Below are 19980 nucleotides of genomic sequence, written 5' to 3' on the forward strand. Positions count from 1 at the left end.
GCCGTTACGGGTGAAAAGGAAGGCAGGTGTGGAGTTTAATATAGCAATACTGATAGATGACATATCAATATACAAATGTTATATAGCCAATGTGATGTTTGAGATCGACCTATGATCACCAGCGGACAAATGAAGGCGGCGCGTGCGCTTCTGGGTATCGACCAGAAGCAGCTTGCCGATCTGGCGGGGCTCTCGGTGCCGACCATCCAGCGGATGGAGGCAAGCGACGGCACCGTGCGCGGTGTGGTCGAAAGCCTGACGCGGGTCGTCGAGGCGCTGGAGCGGGCCGGGATCGATTTGATCGGCGAAGGTGCGGCCAGCGCGAATGGCGGACGCGGCGTTCGTTTGAAGGAGACCCAAACGTCATCCCGTTGATCCACGATCTTCGCGACGGCGACCGCCGACCTCAGCCGACGATCCCGCCGCCTCACAGAGAGGTAGCAGATTTGAAATGACCACGCAGACCCTGTCTTCGCCGCCGGCGCGGCCGAGTTTTGCGGAACTCTACACGCCGAAGCTTGTGACCGTGCTTCGCGAAGGCTACAGCCTCACGAATTTCCGGGCCGATTTCATGGCCGGCCTCACCGTCGCGATCGTTGCGCTGCCCTTGTCCATGGCGATCGCCATCGGCTCGCACGCGACGCCCGCGCAAGGCCTCTATACGTCCATCGTCGGCGGTTTCCTGGTCGCGCTCCTTGGCGGCAGCCGGTTCCAGATCGGCGGACCCGCCGGGGCTTTCATCGTTCTGGTGGCGACGACGGTGCAACAGCACGGCATGGACGGGCTCATTCTGGCAACGATCCTGTCCGGCCTGATGCTGATGGCGATCGGCTATCTGCGGCTGGGCACCTATATCAAGTTCATTCCCTATCCGGTGACGATAGGATTTACCGCAGGTATCGCCGTGACCATCTTTTCCGGCGAAATCAGGCATCTGCTCGGTCTTTCCTTCAACGGCACGGAACCGGGGCCGCTCGTGGAGAAAATCCCGTTCCTGTGGTCGAACCTCTCCACCTTCTCACCCGCCGCGGTCGGGCTTTCGCTGGCCAGCATCGCGGTGCTGGTGGCGTTGCGCATATGGCGCCCGCGCTGGCCGTCCATGCTCATCGTCGTTGTGCTGGCGGCGGCCGCGACCGCCTTTCTCAAACTGCCGGTCGATACCATCGGCACGCAGTTCGGAGGCATCCCGCGCACGCTGCCCATGCCGGCGCTGCCCGCCTGGGACCTGGCGAAAGTGCAGGCGGTGCTGCCCAATGCGATTTCGTTCGCGCTGCTGGGCGCAATCGAATCCCTGCTTTCCGCGGTTGTCGCCGACAGCATGACGGGGCGGCGTCACCGTTCCAATTGCGAGCTGGTCGGGCAGGGGGTCGCCAATATCGGCGCGGGGCTGTTCGGCGGTATCTGCGTCACCGGCACAATAGCGAGAACCGCAACGAATGTGCGTGCCGGCGCGCACGGCCCGGTGTCGGGCATGATGCATTCGCTGTTCCTGCTCCTGTTCATCCTGGTTGCGGCGCCGCTCGCCAGCTACATTCCACTCGCTGTTCTTGCCGCTGTGCTGGCGGTCGTGTGCTGGAACATGATCGAGCGCAACGCCTTCGCCACACTGCTGCGAGCATCACGCGGCGATGCGGCCGTGCTTCTGGCGACCTTCGGCATCACCCTGTTCCGGGGCCTGACAGAGGCCATCGTGATAGGCTTCGCGCTGGGGTCGGTGCTGTTCATCCATCGCATGTCGCAGACGACGGCCATCGAAAGCCATGTGCCGCTGGTGGCGGAGGATATGCCGGACGATGGTTCGCGCGGGGCCTATGACGAGACTTCCCAGCAGGATCCGACCGTCGTCATCTACCGGATTTCCGGCGCCTTCTTTTTCGGCGCGGCTTCATCGATTGGCGCCGTGCTCGAACGCATCGGCGACCAGCATCGTAACCTGATCATCGATTTCACGGCGGTGCCGTTCGTGGATTCCACAGGTTCCAGAACGATCGAGAGCCTGGCGCACAAGGCCGCGCAGCGCGGTGTCGGGGTTTACCTCACCGGGCTGTCGGCAGGCGTGAAAAAGGAGCTTGCCGCGCAGGGCGTGCGCCCGCCGCTGATCCGGATCGCCGGCACGATCGAGCAGGCGTTGCGGCAAACGCAAAAAGAAAGGCCGACGCCCGCGGCGCCGGCCACCATATCGTGAAGCGGGCGGCCCAAAGGCCGCCCGTCTCTTATTCGGCTGCGTTGATATAGTCCGTCACCGGCGGGCAGGAGCAGACCAGGTTGCGGTCGCCACCGACATTGTCGATGCGCGAAACCGGCGGCCAATACTTGGCAGCGGTGTCGGCGTTGCCGGCCGGATAGGCTGCCTCGAGCCGCGAGTAGGGATGGTTCCAGTCGCCGGCCAGCGCCTCGGCCGCCGTATGCGGCGCGTTGACCAGCGGGTTGTCTTCACGCGGCCACTCGCCCCTGGCGACCTTTTCAGCCTCGCCGGCAATCGCGATCATCGCCTCGCAGAAGCGATCGACCTCATGCCTGGGCTCGGACTCGGTCGGCTCCACCATCAGCGTGCCCGCCACCGGCCAGGACATGGTCGGGGCATGGAAGCCGTAGTCGATGAGGCGCTTGGCCACGTCCTCGACGCCGATGCCGGCGCTGTCCTTCAGCACGCGGGTGTCGAGGATGCACTCATGCGCCACCCGGCCATTGCGGCCCTTGAACAGTACGGGGAAATGCTGCTCCAGCCTCGCCGCGATATAGTTGGCGCTGAGGATGGCCGTTTCGGTCGCATGCTTGAGGCCGCCTGCGCCCATCATGCGGATATACATCCAGGTGATGGGCAGGATCGACGCGCTGCCGAACGGCGCCGCCGACACGGCGTGGACCGAACCTTCCTCGACATGGCCCGGCAGGTAAGGCTTCAGATGCGCCTTGACGCCGATGGGGCCGACGCCCGGACCACCGCCGCCATGCGGGATGCAGAAGGTCTTGTGCAGGTTCATATGGCATACGTCGCCGCCAATGTCGCCGAGACGGGCGAGGCCGACCAGCGCATTGAGGTTGGCGCCGTCGAGATAGACCTGTCCGCCATTCTCATGGACGGCCGCACAGATGTCGCGGATGCCTTCCTCGAACACGCCATGCGTCGAAGGGTAGGTGATCATCAGCGCGGCGAGGTCGTTGGCGTGCTCCGCCGCCTTGGCCTTGAGATCGTCGATGTCGACATTGCCGTCGTCGTTGCAGTGCACCACGACCACGTTCATGCCGGCCATGGCGGCGCTGGCGGGATTGGTGCCATGCGCCGAGGACGGGATGAGGCAGATGTTGCGGTGGTGGTCGCCGCGTGACTGGTGATAGCGACGGATTGCCAACAGGCCGGCATATTCGCCCTGGCTGCCGGCATTGGGCTGCAGCGACACGGCGTCGAAGCCGGTGATCTCGGACAGCCATTTGTCCAGATCGTCGATCATCTCGCGATAGCCGGCCGAATGGGCGGTCGGCGCGAAGGGGTGCAGGTTGGCGACCGACGGCCAGCTCACCGGCATCATCTCGGCCGCGGCATTGAGCTTCATGGTGCAGGAGCCGAGCGGGATCATGGCGCGATCGAGCGCCAGATCCTTGTCCGCGAGGCGACGCAGGAAGCGCATCATCTCGGTTTCCGAGCGGTTCTCATGGAAGACCGGCTGCGTGAGGAAGCCCTTGTCGCGCGGGCTGGCGGGCAGGGCGACCTTGTCGGCCGCTGCCGGGGAGGCCCCGAACAGCGCGGCGATTGCGGTGAGATCGGCTTCGGTCGAGGTTTCATCGAAGGTGACGCCAATGCGGTTCTCGTCGATGACGCGCAGCAGTCGGCCCTGCTTCTCGGCGGCCGCGGCGATTTCCTTCGCCTTGCCATTGGCGATGACTGTCACCGTGTCGAAGCGGCGCTCGCCTGCAAATTCGACGCCGGCGGCCTTGAGCCCCTGCGCCAACCGTGCGGCCAGCGCCTGCACCTGCCCGGCGATCGACTGCAAGCCCTGCGGGCCATGCCAGATGGCATAAGCCGCAGCCATGTTGGCCAGCAAAGCCTGCGCGGTACAGATATTGGAGGTCGCCTTGTCGCGGCGGATATGCTGTTCGCGGGTTTGAAGTGCAAGGCGGTAGCCGGGGCGGCCATTGGCATCCACAGACTGGCCCACGAGGCGGCCGGGCATGAGGCGGGTAAGCTTGTCCGACACCGCGCAATAGGCGGCGTGCGGGCCGCCAAAGCCCATGGGCACGCCGAAACGCTGCATCGAGCCCACGGCAATGTCTGCGCCGAGCCTGGCCGGAGCCTCGGAGACGGTGAGCGACAGCGGATCGGCGACGAAGACAACGATCGCGCCGGCCGCCTTGGCCTTCGCGATGGCTGCGGCGTGGTCGCCATAGACGCCGAACGTGTCGGGCCAGGAAACGACGAGGGCGGCGGTGTTCTCACCGATCTCGGACGCGCCGATGGTGATGCCGAGCGGCTCGGCGCGGGTCTTCACCACGTCGAGCGTCTGCGGGTGCAGTTCGCCTGCCAGCACGACCTCGGTGCGCTTGTCGCGGTGATGGCGGACGGCAATGCCGACGGCCTCGGCGACCGCGGTCGCCTCATCCAGCAGGGATGCGGAAGCGACCGGCAGGCCGGTCAGTTCCGCCACCAGCGTCTGGAAATGGAACAGCAGTTCCAGGCGACCCTGGCTGATTTCCGACTGGTAGGGCGTGTAAGCCGTATACCAGGCGGGATTTTCGAACAGGTTGCGCTGAATGACCGGGGGCACCCGGCACCCGTGATAACCGGCGCCGATGAAGCTCTTCAGCACCGTGTTCTTCGCCATCTTGGCCGCCAGCTCGGCCAGTGCGTCCGTCTCGCTGGCAGGAGCCGGCAGGTTCAGGTCGCGGTCGAGCCGGATCGACTTCGGCACGGCTTGCGAGATCAGCGTTTCCAGTGAAGGAACGCCGAGCACAGCCAGCATGGCACGTGCATCAGCCGTATTCGGGCCAATATGGCGTGTCTCGAAGGGGTAGGGCGCGGTGGTCATTCTGTCACCTTGTAATTCTCTGTTTCAGCGCATGATCTTGTCCGAAAAGCCTGCGGCTTCCGGGATCATGCTCAGCCAATCAGGGCCTTGTAGCCCGCCTCATCAAGCAGGCCGGCGAGCTGGCTTTCGTCCGAAAGCTTCATCTTCCAGAGCCAGCCGTCGCCGGTGGCCGCCGAATTGACCAGTGCCGGGTCGGCCGACAGCGCCTCATTTGCTTCGATGATTTCGCCGTCCACCGGGGCGTAGACATCGGAGGCCGCCTTCACGGATTCAACGACAACGGCCACGTCACCCTTGGCAACCTTGCGGCCACTCTCCGGCAGTTCCACGAAAACGAGGTCGCCGAGCTGCTCTTGCGCGTAGTCGGTGATGCCGACGGTTGCTACGCCGTTCTCGACGCGGACCCATTCGTGGTCATCAGTAAAATAAGTGGTTGCCATAAGAAATTCATCCTTTGCGATAGCGATGCGGCATGAAGGGTAGTGGATGTATATCGACGGGCACCTTGGTGCCGCGCACGTCTGCGAAAAGTTTCGTTTCCGGTGCCAGCGTGGCCGAGACATAGCCCATGGCCACCGGCGAGCCGACCGAAGGCCCGAAACCGCCGGACGTGACGCGCCCAACTTGATTGCCGGCCGCGTCGAAGAGATGCGTGCCTGCGCGCACCGGCTGCCGGCCCTGCGGCTTCAGGCCGACGCGCTTTTCGCGCGCGCCCTTGTCGATAGCCGCGCGCAGCGCCTCGGCGCCGACGAAGCGGCCATTGGCGCGCAGATCCTTGGAGATGGCCCACATCAGCCCGGCATCCACCGGGTTGGTCTCGGGCGAGATGTCCTGTCCGTGCAGGCACAAGCCCGCTTCGAGGCGCAGGCTGTCGCGGGCCGCGAGCCCGACCCATTTGACGCGTTCGTCGGAAAGCAGCGTTTCCAGCAACTTGCGGGCATCCGCTTCCGGCAGGCCGATCTCGAAACCGTCTTCCCCGGTGTAGCCGGAGCGGCTCATGAACCAGTCCTTGCGCGGCTCGAAACCATGCATGAACACCAGTTCGCCGGTCTCGATGCCGGCGCGCGAAAGGGCGGCCCAGGCGTCTGGCCCCTGTATGGCGAGGAAGACGCGATCAAGCGGATCAATCTTGCAGTCGAGGCCTTCGGCGAGGCGGCGCAAATGCGTTTCGTCAAGCGCGGCATTGCCGGCATTGGCGACGACCATGAAGCGCTCGCCACCAAGCCGGGTGACGATCAGGTCATCGATGATGCCGGCGTGCTCGTTGAGCAGGAAGGTGTATTTCGACTGCCGTTCGGCAAGCGTGGCAGGGTCGAGCGGGCAGGCCCTGGACAGGAGCGTTGCCGCGTCCGGACCGGAAAGCTCGATGAGTTTCATGTGCGAGATGTCGAACAGGCCGACATGTTCGCGCGTGTGCTGATGCTCGGCCATAACGCCGGCGGGATAGGTGAGCGGCATAGACCAGCCGGCGAAGGCGCCAAAACGCGCTCCGGCTGCCTTATGCAGATCCTCGAGGGGAAGGTTCCTGGTGGCGGCGCCCGTCATGACATCTCCAGAGTCGCACGTTTCCAGCCGCTGCGGCGGCCATTCCGTGCCCCTCTGTCTGAAGCCTGAGAGACTTGCGCAACCGGAACTCTGTCGGCGGCGCTTACACCTTCGGCGCGGGATTACTCCCGACTTTCCAGAGCGTCTTTCCCGTTACGGTTCTTTTGCCTGAGAGATTTCGGGCGATTTCCCCTTCGGCGGCAGCATTGCGCTGCTCTCTCCCGCAAACAGGTAGAGCCTGTTTCCAAGCCCTCGACGACTCATTGCTAGCTCATGGCCGACAATTTGTCACTCCCCAAGCGACAGGAATGCGCTCTGGATGCACCCCTTGGGGTGACTGGATGGAAATGAGTCGTCGAGGGCCTGTAGTCAGTGCGCCGAAAGACGCCCCATATTGCTCTGCAGCCGACGCAACAGATGGTCGGTTTCGGCATGAAGGTTACGCAGCTTGTCGAGCTGCGAGCCGAGAACTTCCAGCGCCTCGCCGTCGTCCTCGACTTCCACGGGGGCCTGGCCCACGCCGTGAAGTACCCAGGACAGGCTGACGCCGAGAAGGCCCGACAGCATATTGAGCCGATGTGCGCCGGGCTGCGATCTGTCTCGCTCCCAGGCGTTTATGGTTGAGGTTTTGACGCCGAGCCGCCAAGCGAGTTGCTTGACGCTCATTCCGCTTGCTTCGCGGGCCCTGGAGAGGCGGCCGCCGATGGTATCAAGATCAGGGATTTCTTCGTAAATGTTCGCGGTGTCGGACACCCGATCAACCTCCTATGGTCGATTGAAACAGACCGGCTTCCGCATGAAGCTCGGCCGCTTTCAGCATAGGCCAGAGGGACTCGATGACAAGTTTTTAGCGGTAAAATCGTGTAAATGCCTGTATTTAGGGGGAAATCCTGAACTTCCGACCGGCTGTGCGGAATACGAATCGGCGTCAGATGCCGCCATACCAGTCATAGCCGCGGTCTTCCCAATAACCGCCGCGGCCCCATCCGAGCCCGGTGTAGCTGTCCACCAGTTCGATCGCGCGCAGATATTTCGGCATCTTGTAGCCAAGCTGGCGCTCGACCCGGACGCGCAGCGGCGCGCCATTCTCGACAGGCAACGGACCGTCATTGAGGCCGTAAGCGAGGATGGTTTGCGGGTGGCGCGCGTCTATGAGGTCAATGGAACCGTAATATTTGACGGGACCATCCTCATCCTGATCGATCGTATCGAGGCAGTGGAAGACCACATAGCGCGCCTGAGGCTTCACCCGCGCCTGGTCCAGAACCAGCGACAGGGGAACCCCCGTCCATTTGGCGATGCAACTCCAGCCCTCCACGCAGTCATGGCGCGTGATCTGCGTGCGCGACGGCATGGCCATCAACTGTTCGCGCGATAGCGACAACGGTTTTTCGACAAGACCGCTGACTTGCAGGCGCCAGTCGGCGAAATTGTTCGCAAGAAGACTTTTATAGGTGTCGTCGTCGGGAGCGGTGATGCCATTAGGGCGCTGCGGCTGGCGAATATCGGCCTGGGTGTATTCTTTCGCCAGCGCGTCGCGCCCTGCCAGAAGGCGTTGCACGTGATAGGTGAGATCGTTGGCCTTCTCCAGTACGTTTCGCACGCCGTTATCGGTGTCGGAAAGTGAATCGAACGCATCGCATCCCGACAGGATCATGCCTGACGTGCCCAGCGCTGCCGTGGTCAGGAACCGGCGACGGGTGATGCGGAAAGCTGGCATCTCACGGTTCCTTGCTCTTATCGGTCGGGTCGGTTCGGTACCAGCCGGTAATCATCGAACGCAATTCGTTGATGGGGCCGGCGGCAAGCACCATCAGAATATGCACGATGAAGAAGAGAACCAGCAGCAGCATGACCGTGAAATGAATCGTTCGTGCCGTTTGCCTGCCGCCGAGCATGTCGGTCAGGAAGGGAACTGCCGCATCCATGCTCGGCGACATCGCAAGCCCCGTCAGGATCATCAACGGCAACAAGATGAACAGGACGGAGCCATAGGAAAACTTCTGCAACGTGTTGTAGTGGTCGGTGTGGTGAAAGCGCAGCCGCGCGTGGTCGGCGATATCGCTCGGCAAGTGTCGGAAATCCTCGCCGCGAGGAAACAGATCGCGGCGAACATGGCCGTTGACCAGACTGCCGATCAGCCACAGCAACAGCGTTGCCGACAGAACCCAGGCGAAGAAGAAATGGATGACCCGCCCGGTGGCGAGGTCGCGATAGGAAGGGATCGTCACCCAAGCTGGGAAGGCGCGCGCCTCGGGATTGTAAGCCGGTCCCGACAGGCCGAGCACACCCGTGGTGTCGAAACGATGCCCGAAAAGATCGGTATAGCCCTTCGGGCCGGTCGGCGTGTTCTCCGCGCTGAATTTCAGGACGGAATTGTCGAATCCGAAGCCGGATTGATCGCCGATGTAAAGGGCAGGGTGCGCGTTGAAGATTTGCAAGCCGCTGAGCAGCAGCAAGAACAGCGCAATCGCCCATAGCCAGTGGGTGAGGCGGGTCCAGGCAGACTGGCGGTAAACCAACTCACCGGTTCTGCCCGGCGTCTCTTCCGCGCCGGGCTGTGCCTGTGTGAATGCCGCGCTCCTCATCCGTCCGGACCTCCCAAGACGCGAAAATCGCATGCCGCTCTGTCAGGATACTACAGCAGCAGCAGGGAAAGCACATTCACGGATGAGGATATGAAGATGACAATCTCGCGACGATATCGTTACCGCGCCAGCCGTTCCGCGTGCCAGCGCAGATGGTCATCCATGAAGGTCGAGATGAAGAAATAGGAGTGGTCGTAACCCTCGCGCATGTTCAGTTCGAGCGGGATGTCGGCGGACCTGCACACCTCTTCCAGCAGCCAGGGCCGCAAACCGTCTTCAAGGAAACCGTCTGCCGAACCCTGATCAACCAGGAATTCGGAAAAGCGCCTTCCATCCTCGATCAGCGCCACGGCGTCGTAGGCGCGCCAGGTGGCTTCGTCCGAACCGAGATATTTTTCGAAAGCGGGCTTCGACCAGCCCGCGACCATCGGGCGCGTGATCGGCGCGAAGGCGGAACAGCTCCTGAAGCGCTCAGGGTTCTTCAGCGCGATGGTGAGCGCGCCGTGGCCGCCCATGGAGTGGCCGAAGATCGCCTGACGCGTCATGTCGGCGGGGAATTCCTTCGCGATCAGCGCCGGCAGTTCCTCGGTGATGTAGGAATACATGCGGTAATTGGCCGAGAAAGGCGCTTGCGTGGCGTCGAGATAGAAGCCGGCGCCGCAGCCGAACTGCCAGTTGTCCTTTTCGTCCGGAATGCTCTCGCCGCGCGGGCTGGTGTCCGGGCACACCACGATCAGGCCGAGCTCGGCCGCCAGCCGGCGGTATTCGCCCTTGTCCATGACGTTCTGGTGCGTACAGGTGAGGCCGGAGAGATACCAGACCACCGGGCAGGGACCGTTTTGGGCCTGCGGCGGCACGAATACGGCAAAAGTCATATCACAGGCGCAGGCCTCGGAAGCATGGGAATAGACGCCCTGGACGCCGCCATGAGATTTTGCGGTGGAAATGGTTTTCATGAAAAGCTGCCTTTCTGCATCAGTTCGCCAGCGACACGACCACATTGACCGCGGCCGCGACGATGACCGTGTTGTAGAAGAACGAGATGATTGAATGCACCATGGCGGCCTGGCGCATGGGAGTTCTGGTGATGCCGGTATCGGCGGTTTGTGCGGTCATGCCGATCACGACCGAGAAATACAGGAAATCCCATCCGCACGGGTGCTTCGTACCCGGAAAATCCAGCCCGCCGACCGGTTGCCTGTTGTGCTTGTCGACGTTCTCGGTGCCGGATTCATCCCCCTTCCAGAACAGATTGGCGTAGTGCAGGGCTGCCATGGAGTGGATCGTGAACCAGCCGAGAGGCAAGGAAAACATGGAAAACGCAAGCCAGTAGGGATGGCCTATCTGCCTGGCGTTTATCAGCATGAACAGGGAGCCGACCGCGACGCATATGATCACGGCGGTGACGAGGAAGATGATCCAGATGGGCTCGTCTGCCTGCTGGGCGCGGCGGCTCAGGAAACTCGCCGTGAGCCGTGGCATCTCGTGTAGCAACAGCAGGATGTAGACCGCGAAGAACGTGTTCGCGCCTATCGCGTAGGCCAGGGGATGGCGCAGGCTGAGCGCAATCCCCAGTGCGACAATGCCGGCGATGACGCTTATGGTGAAAATGAAGTGCCTGTGCCACGGCGTCATGCCGCTCCTCCACCGCCTGATCTGGCAGACTGGAGCGCGCGTCGGGCCATCTGGTCAAGTGCGCCAAGGAAGCGGGAGCGATCCTGCTGGGTGAAGGCGGCATTGTAGCCCTTGCTCTCACCGGTCTCGCGCAGATGCTGCTTCAGGTCGCGCATGGCCACGGCCATGCCGATCGTGTCGGGCGTGAACGGTTTGCCTGTCACGCCCAATACATGCGCGCCAAGCGTAACGGCGCGTGCGGCCAACGGAATGTCGGCTGTAACCACAATGTCATTGGGGCGCGCATGCTCGACGATCCAGTCGTCGGCCGCATCCGCGCCCTTGGAGACAACGACGTGGCGCACCATAGGGTCACGCGAGGGGCGCAGGCCCCCGTTTGACACGAAAGTGACCACCAGCCCCAGCCGGTCCGCGACCTTCTCGGCCTCAGCCTTCACCGGGCAGGCGTCGGCATCGACATAGATGATCGGGTCCGGCATGGCGCTGCTTGGGCTCAGTACACCACGACCGAGCGGATCGACTTGCCCTGGTTCATCAGGTCGAAGCCCTTGTTGATGTCCTCCAGCGGCATGGTGTGGGTGATCATCGGGTCGATCTGGATCTTGCCCTCCATGTACCAGTCGACGATCTGCGGCACGTCGGTGCGGCCGCGCGCGCCGCCAAAGGCTGTGCCCTTCCAGGTGCGGCCGGTGACGAGCTGGAACGGACGCGTCGAGATCTCCTGGCCGGCGCCGGCGACGCCGATGACGATCGATTCACCCCAACCGCGATGCGCCGATTCCAGCGCCTGGCGCATCACCTTGACATTGCCGGTGCAGTCGAAGGTGTAGTCGGCACCGCCGATCTGGTCGGCGCCGCGCTTGGTCATGTTGACCAGGTAGGGCACGATGTCGCCGTCGACTTCCTTCGGATTGACGAAATGCGTCATGCCGAAACGCTCGCCCCATTCCTTCTTTTCATTGTTGAGATCGACGCCGATGATCATGTCGGCGCCGGCAAGGCGCAGGCCCTGGATGACGTTGAGGCCGATGCCGCCGAGACCGAAGACGATCGCGGTGGCGCCGATCTCGACCTTGGCCGTGTTGATGACGGCGCCGATGCCGGTGGTGACGCCGCAGCCGATGTAGCAGATCTTGTCGAAGGGGGCGTCCGGGTTGACCTTGGCCAGCGCGATCTCGGGCAGAACGGTGAAGTTCGAGAAGGTCGAGCAGCCCATATAATGGAAGATCTTGTCCTTGCCGATCGAGAAGCGCGACGTGCCGTCGGGCATCAGGCCCTGGCCCTGGGTTGAGCGGATGGCGGTGCACAGATTGGTCTTGCGCGACAGGCACGACGGGCAGGAGCGGCACTCGGGCGTGTAGAGCGGGATGACGTGGTCGCCCTTCTTGAGCGAGGTGACGCCCTTGCCGACATCGACGACGACGCCGGCGCCCTCATGGCCGAGGATGGCGGGGAAAATGCCTTCGGGATCCGCGCCCGACAGGGTGAACTCGTCGGTGTGGCAGATGCCGGTCGCCTTGATTTCGACCAGAACCTCGCCCTCGCGCGGTCCCTCCAGGTCGACTTCCATGATCTCAAGCGGCTTTCCGGCGGCAACCGCAACCGCGGCACGGGTCTTCATAAGGCAATCCCTCCTGCGTAAATCCAAGTCACAATTCAGTTTCCGGGCCGTCGACCCGCTTGCCTGCTTAGGCGAAATGCGCGCCCATTGCCATAGCCGGGCCGCCATCTACCTATAGCTTCTGGCATGATCGCAAATCTTGTACTTGCGACGGTTTTTGATGTGGCCACCTTTCTGGTGCATGCCGCGGGGCTGATCCTGCTCACGCATATGGTTGCATTCCTGCTGGCTCACCCGGTGGTGAACGGAACGCAGGGAGAAAAGATCATCGCCATGGCATTGGTGGCGCTGGGCCTCTACGTGCTGGTCTGCATCGAACTGACGATCTGGGCGGTCGGCATGCTCGCCATCGGAGCGTTCTCGGATTTCGCCACGGCCTTCTATTTCTCGGCGTCCACATTCGCGACGATCGGTTTCAACGACGCGGCCCCGGCAAAGGGCTGGCGACTGCTGGCGTCGATGGAGGGCATTACCGGATTGCTCATCATGGGCTGGACGGCCGCTTATCTGGTCACGTCAGGCATACGTTTCGGCCCCTTCGAGCGCGACAAGCATTTCTGACCGGAGGTTTCCCAAACGGGTGGACGATCCGGCACTTGAGGCGTGACCGGATAGTCCATAAAACAGGATGGCTACCGGAGGGAATGTGCCCGCATGTTCAAGAAGATACTGATCGCCAATCGCGGCGAGATCGCTTGTCGCGTCATCAAGTCGGCCCGACGCATGGGCATCGCCACCGTGGCCGTCTATTCCGATGCGGATCGCGACGCCGTGCATGTGGAGATGGCGGACGAGGCGGTGCATATCGGTCCGGCGCCAGCCGCTCAGAGCTATCTGGTGGCGGAGAAGATCATCGAGGCCTGCAAGGCCACGGGTGCGCAGGCTGTCCATCCCGGCTATGGCTTTCTTTCGGAGCGCGCTTCCTTCTGCGAGACGCTCGAGCAGGAAGGCATCGTCTTTGTCGGGCCGAAGCCCAAGGCCATCCGCGCCATGGGCGACAAGATCGAATCGAAGAAATTCGCCAATGACGCCAGGGTCAGCACCGTACCCGGCTATCTGGGCGTGATCGAGGATGCGGACCAGGCCGAGCGGATCGCCGGCGAGATCGGCTACCCTGTCATGATCAAGGCTTCGGCCGGCGGTGGCGGCAAGGGCATGCGCATTGCCTGGGGCCAGGCCGAGGTGCGCGACGGCTTCGAGCGCGCGCGCTCGGAGGCGAAAAGCTCCTTCGGCGACGACCGCGTTTTCATTGAGAAGTTCATCGTCGATCCTCGCCATATCGAAATCCAGGTGCTGGCCGATGCGCATGGCAACGCCATTTATCTTGGCGAGCGCGAATGCTCGATCCAGCGCCGCAACCAGAAGGTGGTCGAGGAGGCCCCGTCGCCCTTCCTCGATGAAAAAACCCGCTGCGCCATGGGCGAACAGGCCGTGGCGCTGGCGAAGGCGGTCGACTATCAGAGCGCCGGAACGGTGGAGTTCATCGTCGACCGCGACCGTAATTTTTACTTCCTTGAAATGAACACCCGCCTGCAGGTGGAGCATCCGGTGACGGAACTGATCACCGGCGTCGATCTTGTCGAGCAGATGATCCGCATCGCTGCGGGCGAGAATCTGGCGATCCGGCAGGGCGACGTGAAGCTGAACGGTTGGGCCGTGGAGAGCCGGCTTTATGCCGAGGATCCGTATCGCAACTTCCTGCCTTCCATCGGCCGGCTTACGCGTTATCGGCCACCGGCAGAGGGGCGGTTTGGCGATATCGTGATCCGCAACGACACCGGCGTTACGGAAGGTTCCGAAATCCCGATGTTCTACGATCCGATGGTCGCCAAGCTCTGTACCTGGGCGCCGACGCGGCTCGAAGCCATCGACGCCATGTCGGAGGCGCTGGACGAGTTCGTGGTTGACGGTATCGAGCACAACATCCCGTTCCTGTCCGCACTGATGCAGCATCCACGCTGGCGCGAGGGACGGCTGTCGACCGGGTTCATCGCCGAAGAATATCCGGACGGCTTTGCGCCGATGATGCCCGACGACGAGGAAAAAGCGGTGCTGGCCTGCGTCGGGACCGTGATCGAGCTTCTGCGCCGCGACCGTCTCGACCGGCTGACCGGCCGGCTGGCGCCGCATTCGGGTGTGCTGAAACCGGACTGGGTGGTGCGTCTGGATGATGAATATATTCCTGTTTCCATCGGCGAGGGCATGGTTTCGATCCCGATGGAGATCGACCTTTCCGTTGCGGGCGGCAAGCCACAGACCGTGATTTCCGATTGGCGCCCCGGCGAGCCCGTGTGGCGTGGCACCGTCGGGGAGCACAGCGTTGCCGCCCAGATCCGACCGATTGGCAACGGCGCGCGTATCGCGTGGCGCGGTCTGTCGGTCATGACGCGCACGATGCTGCCGCGCACGGCCGAACTCGACCGGCTGATGCCGATCAAGGCCGCGCCCGACACTTCCAAGCTGCTGTTGTGCCCGATGCCGGGGCTGGTCGTTTCGATTCCCGTTGCCGAAGGACAGGAGGTCAAGGCGGGGGAGACGCTGGCAATCGTCGAAGCGATGAAGATGGAAAACGTGCTGCGCGCCGACCGTGATCTGACCGTGGAAAAGATCAACGCCAAGCCGGGTGAAAGTCTGGCCGTGGATGCGGTGATCATGGAGTTTGCGTAAAGGCCCGGCGTTATTCCGGGAGGCCGCGACCACCTTTCTGTGATTGCAGCCGGATCGCACTGGACCCGGCCGTATTCATCCGTGACAATGGCCGCACTCCGACTCTTGAAGCGAAATGACCATGACCAGCGGCAGGTTGCCACGCGATCCGATCCTGCGGAGCGCGCTTACATCGCAGACGAACGGCACGACGAAGGAAACGCAGGCGCGCGCGTTCATCCATCTGCGCGTGCATTCGGCCTATTCGCTGCTGGAAGGCGCGTTGCCGCTTGGCAAGGTCGTGGGCCACGCGGTGAAGGACGAAGCGCCGGCCATTGCCGTCACCGACACCAACAATCTGTTCGGCGCGCTGGAGTTCGCGCAAAAGGCCAGCAAGGACGGGGTCCAGCCGCTGGTCGGCTGCCTGCTTTCGGTCGATTTCGGTGACGGTGGCGAAGCGGGCTCCGCACGCAAGCAGAACCTCGAACTCCATTCGGTCGTGCTGATCGCAGCAACCGAGGCGGGTTACGCCAATCTCGTCCGCATCGTCAGTCGAACCTATCTGGAAACGCCGCCGGGCGAATCCGTGCATGCGCAGGTCGGCTGGTTCGAAAACCTTTCGGAAGGCATCATCTGTCTCAGCGGTGGGCCGCGCGGACCGGTCGGCGCGGCGATCAGGAACGGACATGCAGATCTCGCCGAAAGCAGGCTTCTGGCATTGCGGTCTCTGTTCGGCGACCGGCTCTATGTCGAGATCGAGCGTCTGTCCGGCTATGACAAGGCCATCGAGGCCGCGACCGTCAATCTGGCTTATCAGCACGGGCTGCCGCTGGTCGCCACCAATGAGGCATTTTTTTCCAAGCGCGAGGACTATGAGGCGCATGACGCGTTGATCGCCATCGCCGAAGGTTCGGTGGTCGCCGAAGACAATCGCCGCCGGCTGACGCCGGACAATTACCTCAAGTCACAGAAGGAGATGTCGGAGCTTTTTGCCGATCTGCCTGAAGCGATCGACAACACGATCGAGATCGCCCAGCGCTGCTCCTACTATCCGCTCAACCGCAAGCCTATCCTGCCGCGCTTTGCAGGTGCGGATGTGACGGATGCCGATGCAGCCGAACAGGCGGAAGCCGAGGAACTCGCGCGACAGGCCCGCGAGGGTCTTGCCCAGCGCATCGCCACGCGCGGCATTCATCCGGGTTTTACCGAGGAACAATATCGCGAGCGCCTGGAATTCGAGATCGGCATCATCCAGCGCATGAAGTTCCCCGGCTACTTCCTCATCGTGTCGGACTTCATCAAATGGGCCAAGGCACACGGCATACCCGTGGGGCCGGGGCGCGGTTCGGGCGCCGGCTCGCTGGTGGCCTATGCGCTCACCATCACCGACGTCGACCCACTGCGCTTCTCGCTGCTGTTCGAGCGCTTCCTCAACCCGGACCGCGTGTCGATGCCCGACTTCGACATCGACTTCTGCCAGGACCGGCGCGAAGAGGTGATCCGCTACGTTCAGGGCAAATATGGCCGCGATCAGGTCGGCCAGATCATCACCTTCGGTACGTTGCAGGCGCGTGCAGTCCTCCGCGACGTAGGTCGCGTACTCCAAATGCCCTACGGCCAGGTCGATCGGCTGTGCAAGATGGTGCCCGCCAATCCGGCCAATCCGGTCAAGCTGGCCGAGGCCATCGCCAACGAACCGCGCTTCGCCGAAGAAGCCGAGAAGGAGCCCATTGTCCAGACGCTCCTGGACATGGCGCAGAAGCTGGAGGGGCTTTACCGCCACGCCTCCACCCACGCCGCCGGCATCGTCATCGGCGACCGTCCGTTGTCCGAACTGGTGCCGATGTACCGCGATCCGCGTTCGGACATGCCGGTCACGCAGTTCAACATGAAGAAGGTCGAGGACGCCGGGCTGGTGAAGTTCGACTTCCTCGGCCTGAAAACGCTTTCCGTACTGGAAAACGCCGTCAAGCTCATCAGCCGCCGGGGCGTGGATATCGACCTCGCGCAGATTCCGCTGGACGATCCCGAAACCTACGCCATGCTGTCGCGCGGCGAGACCGTCGGTATCTTCCAGGTTGAAAGTGCCGGCATGCGCAAGGCGCTGATCGGCATGAAGCCCGACCGCATCGAAGACATCATCGCGCTCGTGGCGCTCTATCGCCCCGGCCCGATGGAGAACATTCCCACCTACAATGCGCGCAAGCATGGTGAGGAGGAGATTGCCTCCATCCATCCCAAGATCGACCATCTGGTGAAGGAGACGCAGGGCGTCATCGTCTACCAGGAGCAGGTCATGCAGATCGCGCAGGAACTGGCAGGCTACTCACTGGGCGAAGCGGACCTGCTGCGTCGCGCCATGGGCAAGAAAATCCGCGCCGAGATGGACCAGCAGCGCGAGCGCTTCGTGTCCGGAGCGGTGGAGAAAGGCGTCAGCAAGCAGCAGTCCGATTTCATCTTCGACCTGCTGGCGAAGTTCGCCGACTACGGCTTCAACAAGTCGCATGCGGCAGCCTATGCCATCGTTTCCTACCAGACGGCCTATCTGAAGGCGCACTATCCGGTCGAATTCCTGGCCGCGTCGATGACCTACGATATGTCCAACACCGATAAGCTGTCGGACTTCCGGCAGGATGCGATCCGGCTGGGCATCGAGGTTGTGCCGCCATCGGTCATGACGTCCTACCGGCCGTTCGAGGTGGGTGAAAACCGCATCTATTATGCGCTTGCGGCCATCAAGGGCGTGGGCGACGCGGCGGTTGAGCACATTGTCGCCAAGCGCGCCGAAAAGCCGTTCGAGGATCTCGAGGATTTCTGCGAGCGCATTGATCCCAAGATCGTCGGCAAGCGCGTCTTCGAAAGCCTGATCAATGCGGGCGCGCTGGATTGCTTCGGGCATGACCGCGCCGCCCTGATGGCAGGGGTGGAGCGCATGATGGGCCTTGCCTCGCGCGCGCAGGCCGATGCCGCGGCCGGCATCACCGATATGTTCGGCTCGTCGTCGGCGAGCAAGCAGAAGCAGCTTCACCTTCCTGCCGCCGATCCGTGGCTGCCGGCCGACCGGTTGCACCGCGAATTCCAGGTGGTCGGCTTCTATCTCTCCGCGCATCCGCTCGACGAGTACAAGAAGGTGCTGGAAAAGATGCGGGTCCAGACGTGGTCGGATTTCTCCGCTGCCGTCAAGCGCGGCGCCAGCGCGGGCCGGCTGGCAGGTACCGTCACTTCCAAGCAGGAGCGCAAGACCCGCACCGGCAACAAGATGGGCGTGGTGATGTTTTCCGACACCACCGGCCAGTATGAGGCGGTGCTGTTCTCCGAAGCGCTCGCGCAATATCGCGACCTGCTTGAGCCCGGCCGCTCGGTGGTCATCACCGTTGCCGCGGAAGACAGGCCCGAAGGCGTCAATCTGCGCATTCAGACCGTGCATTCGCTGGAAGATGAGGCAAGCCGCGTGCAGAAGGCGCTTCGCGTCTATGTACGCGATGCGTCTCCACTCAATACGCTGGCCAGCCAGCTTACCGTCAAGGGTGAGGGGCAGGTGAGTTTCGTGGTCATCAAGGAGGATGCACAGGGCGAAGTGGAGATCGGGCTTCCGGATCGCTATCGCATCTCGCCGCAGGTGGCGTCCGCCATGCGCGCCCTGCCGGGCGTGGTGGAAGTGGAACTGGTATAGGCGGAGCCGCTTCCGCCTTCTCCGGAAAAGAGACCGCGGTCAGCGCAGTCGAAGCACCTTGCAGATCGATCCGGCCTCGGCTGCGGGCGCAAATGGCTCGCGGATGATCAGGCCGTTGGCTTGCGAAAAAGTCTTCAGCATCGAGGAATCCTGCGTCGCGAACGGCGTGGCCGTGATACGGCCGTCGGGTTCGTCATGCAGCATCGCGCGCACATAGTCCTGCCGCAGGTCATTGGCTGCCATGGGTTCGTCCAGCACTGCGTCGCGAATGTCCTGGCTGAAGGCTCGCCCGCCCAGGCGTGACAGCAGCGGCTTCAGGAACAGGTGCGAGCAGACGAGGCTCGCCACCGGATTGCCGGGAAAGCCAAGGAAGCGCGTGGTGCCGCGCCGGCCGAACATCAGCGGCTTTCCGGGACGCATGGCGATCTTCCAGAAACCGAGCGTCATGCCTTCCGCTACAAGTGCGTCATGGGTGAGGTCGTGGTCGCCGACAGAGGCGCCGCCGAGCGTGACGATTACATCCGCGCGCTGCTCGATGGCGTGGCGAATCCGGCTCGATATCGCCGGAAGACTGTCGGAAACGATGCCGAGATCGAGTACCTCGGCGCCGACCGAGCGCGCAATCGCCGCAACGCCATAGCCGTTTGAAGCGATGATCTGGTCCGGCCCCGGTTCGCTTCCGGGCGGCAGAAGTTCGTCGCCCGTGGCGATGATGGCAAGGAGCGGTCGCCGCAGAACCGAAAGCGTCGGATGATTTGCAGCCGCTGCAAGCGAGACCGCGCCGGCATCCAGCAGCCAGCCCTTTTCCAGGAGCAGGTCGCCGGTCGAGAAGTCCAGTCCTTTCAGGCGGATGTTCCGGCCGCTTGCGGTCAACTCGACTATTTCGACAGCGCCATTATCCAGAAGGCGGGTGTTTTCCTGTATGACCACCGTGTCCGCACCGGGCGGAACGGGGGCGCCGGTAAAGATGCGCACGGCCTGTCCTGGGCCAACCATGCCATGAAAATGCTGGCCGGCAGGAGCCTGACCGATGACATCGAGTGTCACGGGAACGGTTTCGATATCCGCCGCGCGCACGGCATAACCATCCATTGCCGAGGCGTCGAATGGCGGCTGGGTGCGCAGTGCGCGCACCTCTTCTGCCAGCACGCGACCGGCTGCTTCGCCTATGGAGACCTGTTCGCTGTCGGCCGGCTCGGCACCGTCCAGAAGCCGCTGCAGCGCCTGGTCGACCGGCAACAGCGCCAT

Annotated in this window: 16 protein-coding genes and 2 riboswitches; of the genes, 5 read left to right on the forward strand and 11 right to left on the reverse strand. The window is 63.0% G+C overall.

Annotated elements, in window-relative coordinates; genetic code table 11:
- Positions 1-111 precede the first annotated feature (111 nt).
- Positions 112-375 carry a helix-turn-helix domain-containing protein gene (locus tag C7441_RS03025; protein WP_019171175.1) on the forward strand — a complete coding sequence of 88 codons (264 nt, stop codon included), beginning with the start codon at positions 112-114 and terminating at the stop codon, positions 373-375.
- Positions 376-451: 76 nt separating this feature from the next.
- Positions 452-2185 carry a SulP family inorganic anion transporter gene (locus tag C7441_RS03030; RefSeq protein ID WP_109611664.1) on the forward strand — a complete coding sequence of 578 codons (1734 nt, stop codon included), beginning with the start codon at positions 452-454 and terminating at the stop codon, positions 2183-2185.
- A 28-nt stretch (positions 2186-2213) separates the two neighbouring features.
- On the opposite strand, the gene gcvP is transcribed toward C7441_RS03030, so the two are convergent.
- The 10 genes from gcvP to C7441_RS03080 form a co-directional block, all read right to left on the reverse strand.
- Entirely contained in the window at positions 2214-5024 is a 2811-nt protein-coding gene (gene gcvP / locus C7441_RS03035) for an aminomethyl-transferring glycine dehydrogenase (protein ID WP_109611665.1), read from the reverse strand.
- A 71-nt stretch (positions 5025-5095) separates the two neighbouring features.
- On the reverse strand, positions 5096-5464 hold the full coding sequence (gene gcvH / locus C7441_RS03040) for a glycine cleavage system protein GcvH (protein ID WP_019171172.1): 369 nt from the start codon (positions 5462-5464) through the stop codon (positions 5096-5098).
- A 7-nt stretch (positions 5465-5471) separates the two neighbouring features.
- A complete protein-coding gene (gcvT, locus tag C7441_RS03045; protein ID WP_109611666.1) occupies positions 5472-6569 on the reverse strand; it encodes a glycine cleavage system aminomethyltransferase GcvT in 1098 nt (365 codons plus the stop codon).
- Between the two features lie 44 nt (positions 6570-6613).
- Positions 6614-6715: riboswitch (glycine riboswitch) on the reverse strand.
- Positions 6716-6803, reverse strand: a riboswitch (glycine riboswitch).
- A 135-nt stretch (positions 6804-6938) separates the two neighbouring features.
- The gene (locus C7441_RS03050; protein ID WP_019171170.1) at positions 6939-7322 is read right to left on the reverse strand and encodes a helix-turn-helix domain-containing protein; all 384 of its coding nucleotides are present in this window, start codon (positions 7320-7322) and stop codon (positions 6939-6941) included.
- A 175-nt stretch (positions 7323-7497) separates the two neighbouring features.
- Positions 7498-8289: a molybdopterin-binding protein gene (locus C7441_RS03055; RefSeq protein WP_019171169.1), complete on the reverse strand. Its 792-nt coding sequence runs from the start codon at positions 8287-8289 to the stop codon at positions 7498-7500.
- A gap of 1 nt (position 8290) precedes the next feature.
- The gene (locus C7441_RS03060; RefSeq protein WP_109611667.1) at positions 8291-9157 is read right to left on the reverse strand and encodes a cytochrome b/b6 domain-containing protein; all 867 of its coding nucleotides are present in this window, start codon (positions 9155-9157) and stop codon (positions 8291-8293) included.
- 119 nt (positions 9158-9276) lie between these two features.
- Positions 9277-10113, reverse strand: a complete 837-nt coding sequence (gene fghA, locus C7441_RS03065; protein WP_109611668.1) for an S-formylglutathione hydrolase — start codon at positions 10111-10113, stop codon at positions 9277-9279.
- A 19-nt stretch (positions 10114-10132) separates the two neighbouring features.
- Complete coding sequence (locus C7441_RS03070; protein WP_109611669.1) at positions 10133-10792, reverse strand: DUF1345 domain-containing protein; 660 nt, start codon at positions 10790-10792, stop codon at positions 10133-10135.
- Entirely contained in the window at positions 10789-11271 is a 483-nt protein-coding gene (locus C7441_RS03075; protein WP_019171165.1) for a YaiI/YqxD family protein, read from the reverse strand. The genes C7441_RS03070 and C7441_RS03075 overlap by 4 nt, the downstream gene beginning before the upstream one ends.
- Positions 11272-11285: 14 nt before the next feature.
- Complete coding sequence (locus tag C7441_RS03080; RefSeq protein WP_019171164.1) at positions 11286-12413, reverse strand: S-(hydroxymethyl)glutathione dehydrogenase/class III alcohol dehydrogenase; 1128 nt, start codon at positions 12411-12413, stop codon at positions 11286-11288.
- A gap of 126 nt (positions 12414-12539) precedes the next feature.
- On the opposite strand from C7441_RS03080, the gene C7441_RS03085 reads away from it, so the two are divergent.
- From C7441_RS03085 to dnaE, 3 genes are all read left to right on the forward strand, one after another.
- Positions 12540-12974, forward strand: coding sequence for an ion channel (locus C7441_RS03085; RefSeq protein WP_019171163.1), 435 nt, complete (start codon positions 12540-12542; stop codon positions 12972-12974).
- A gap of 93 nt (positions 12975-13067) precedes the next feature.
- Complete coding sequence (locus C7441_RS03090; protein ID WP_109611670.1) at positions 13068-15080, forward strand: acetyl-CoA carboxylase biotin carboxylase subunit; 2013 nt, start codon at positions 13068-13070, stop codon at positions 15078-15080.
- Positions 15081-15201: 121 nt separating this feature from the next.
- A complete protein-coding gene (dnaE, locus tag C7441_RS03095; protein ID WP_109611905.1) occupies positions 15202-18732 on the forward strand; it encodes a DNA polymerase III subunit alpha in 3531 nt (1176 codons plus the stop codon).
- A 39-nt stretch (positions 18733-18771) separates the two neighbouring features.
- Here dnaE and C7441_RS03100 read toward each other — a convergent pair whose 3' ends face one another.
- Positions 18772-19980: a molybdopterin molybdotransferase MoeA gene (locus C7441_RS03100; RefSeq protein ID WP_109611671.1), complete on the reverse strand. Its 1209-nt coding sequence runs from the start codon at positions 19978-19980 to the stop codon at positions 18772-18774.

It is taken from the genome of Pseudaminobacter salicylatoxidans (assembly GCF_003148475.1).
Taxonomy (GTDB): Bacteria; Pseudomonadota; Alphaproteobacteria; order Rhizobiales; family Rhizobiaceae; genus Pseudaminobacter; species Pseudaminobacter salicylatoxidans.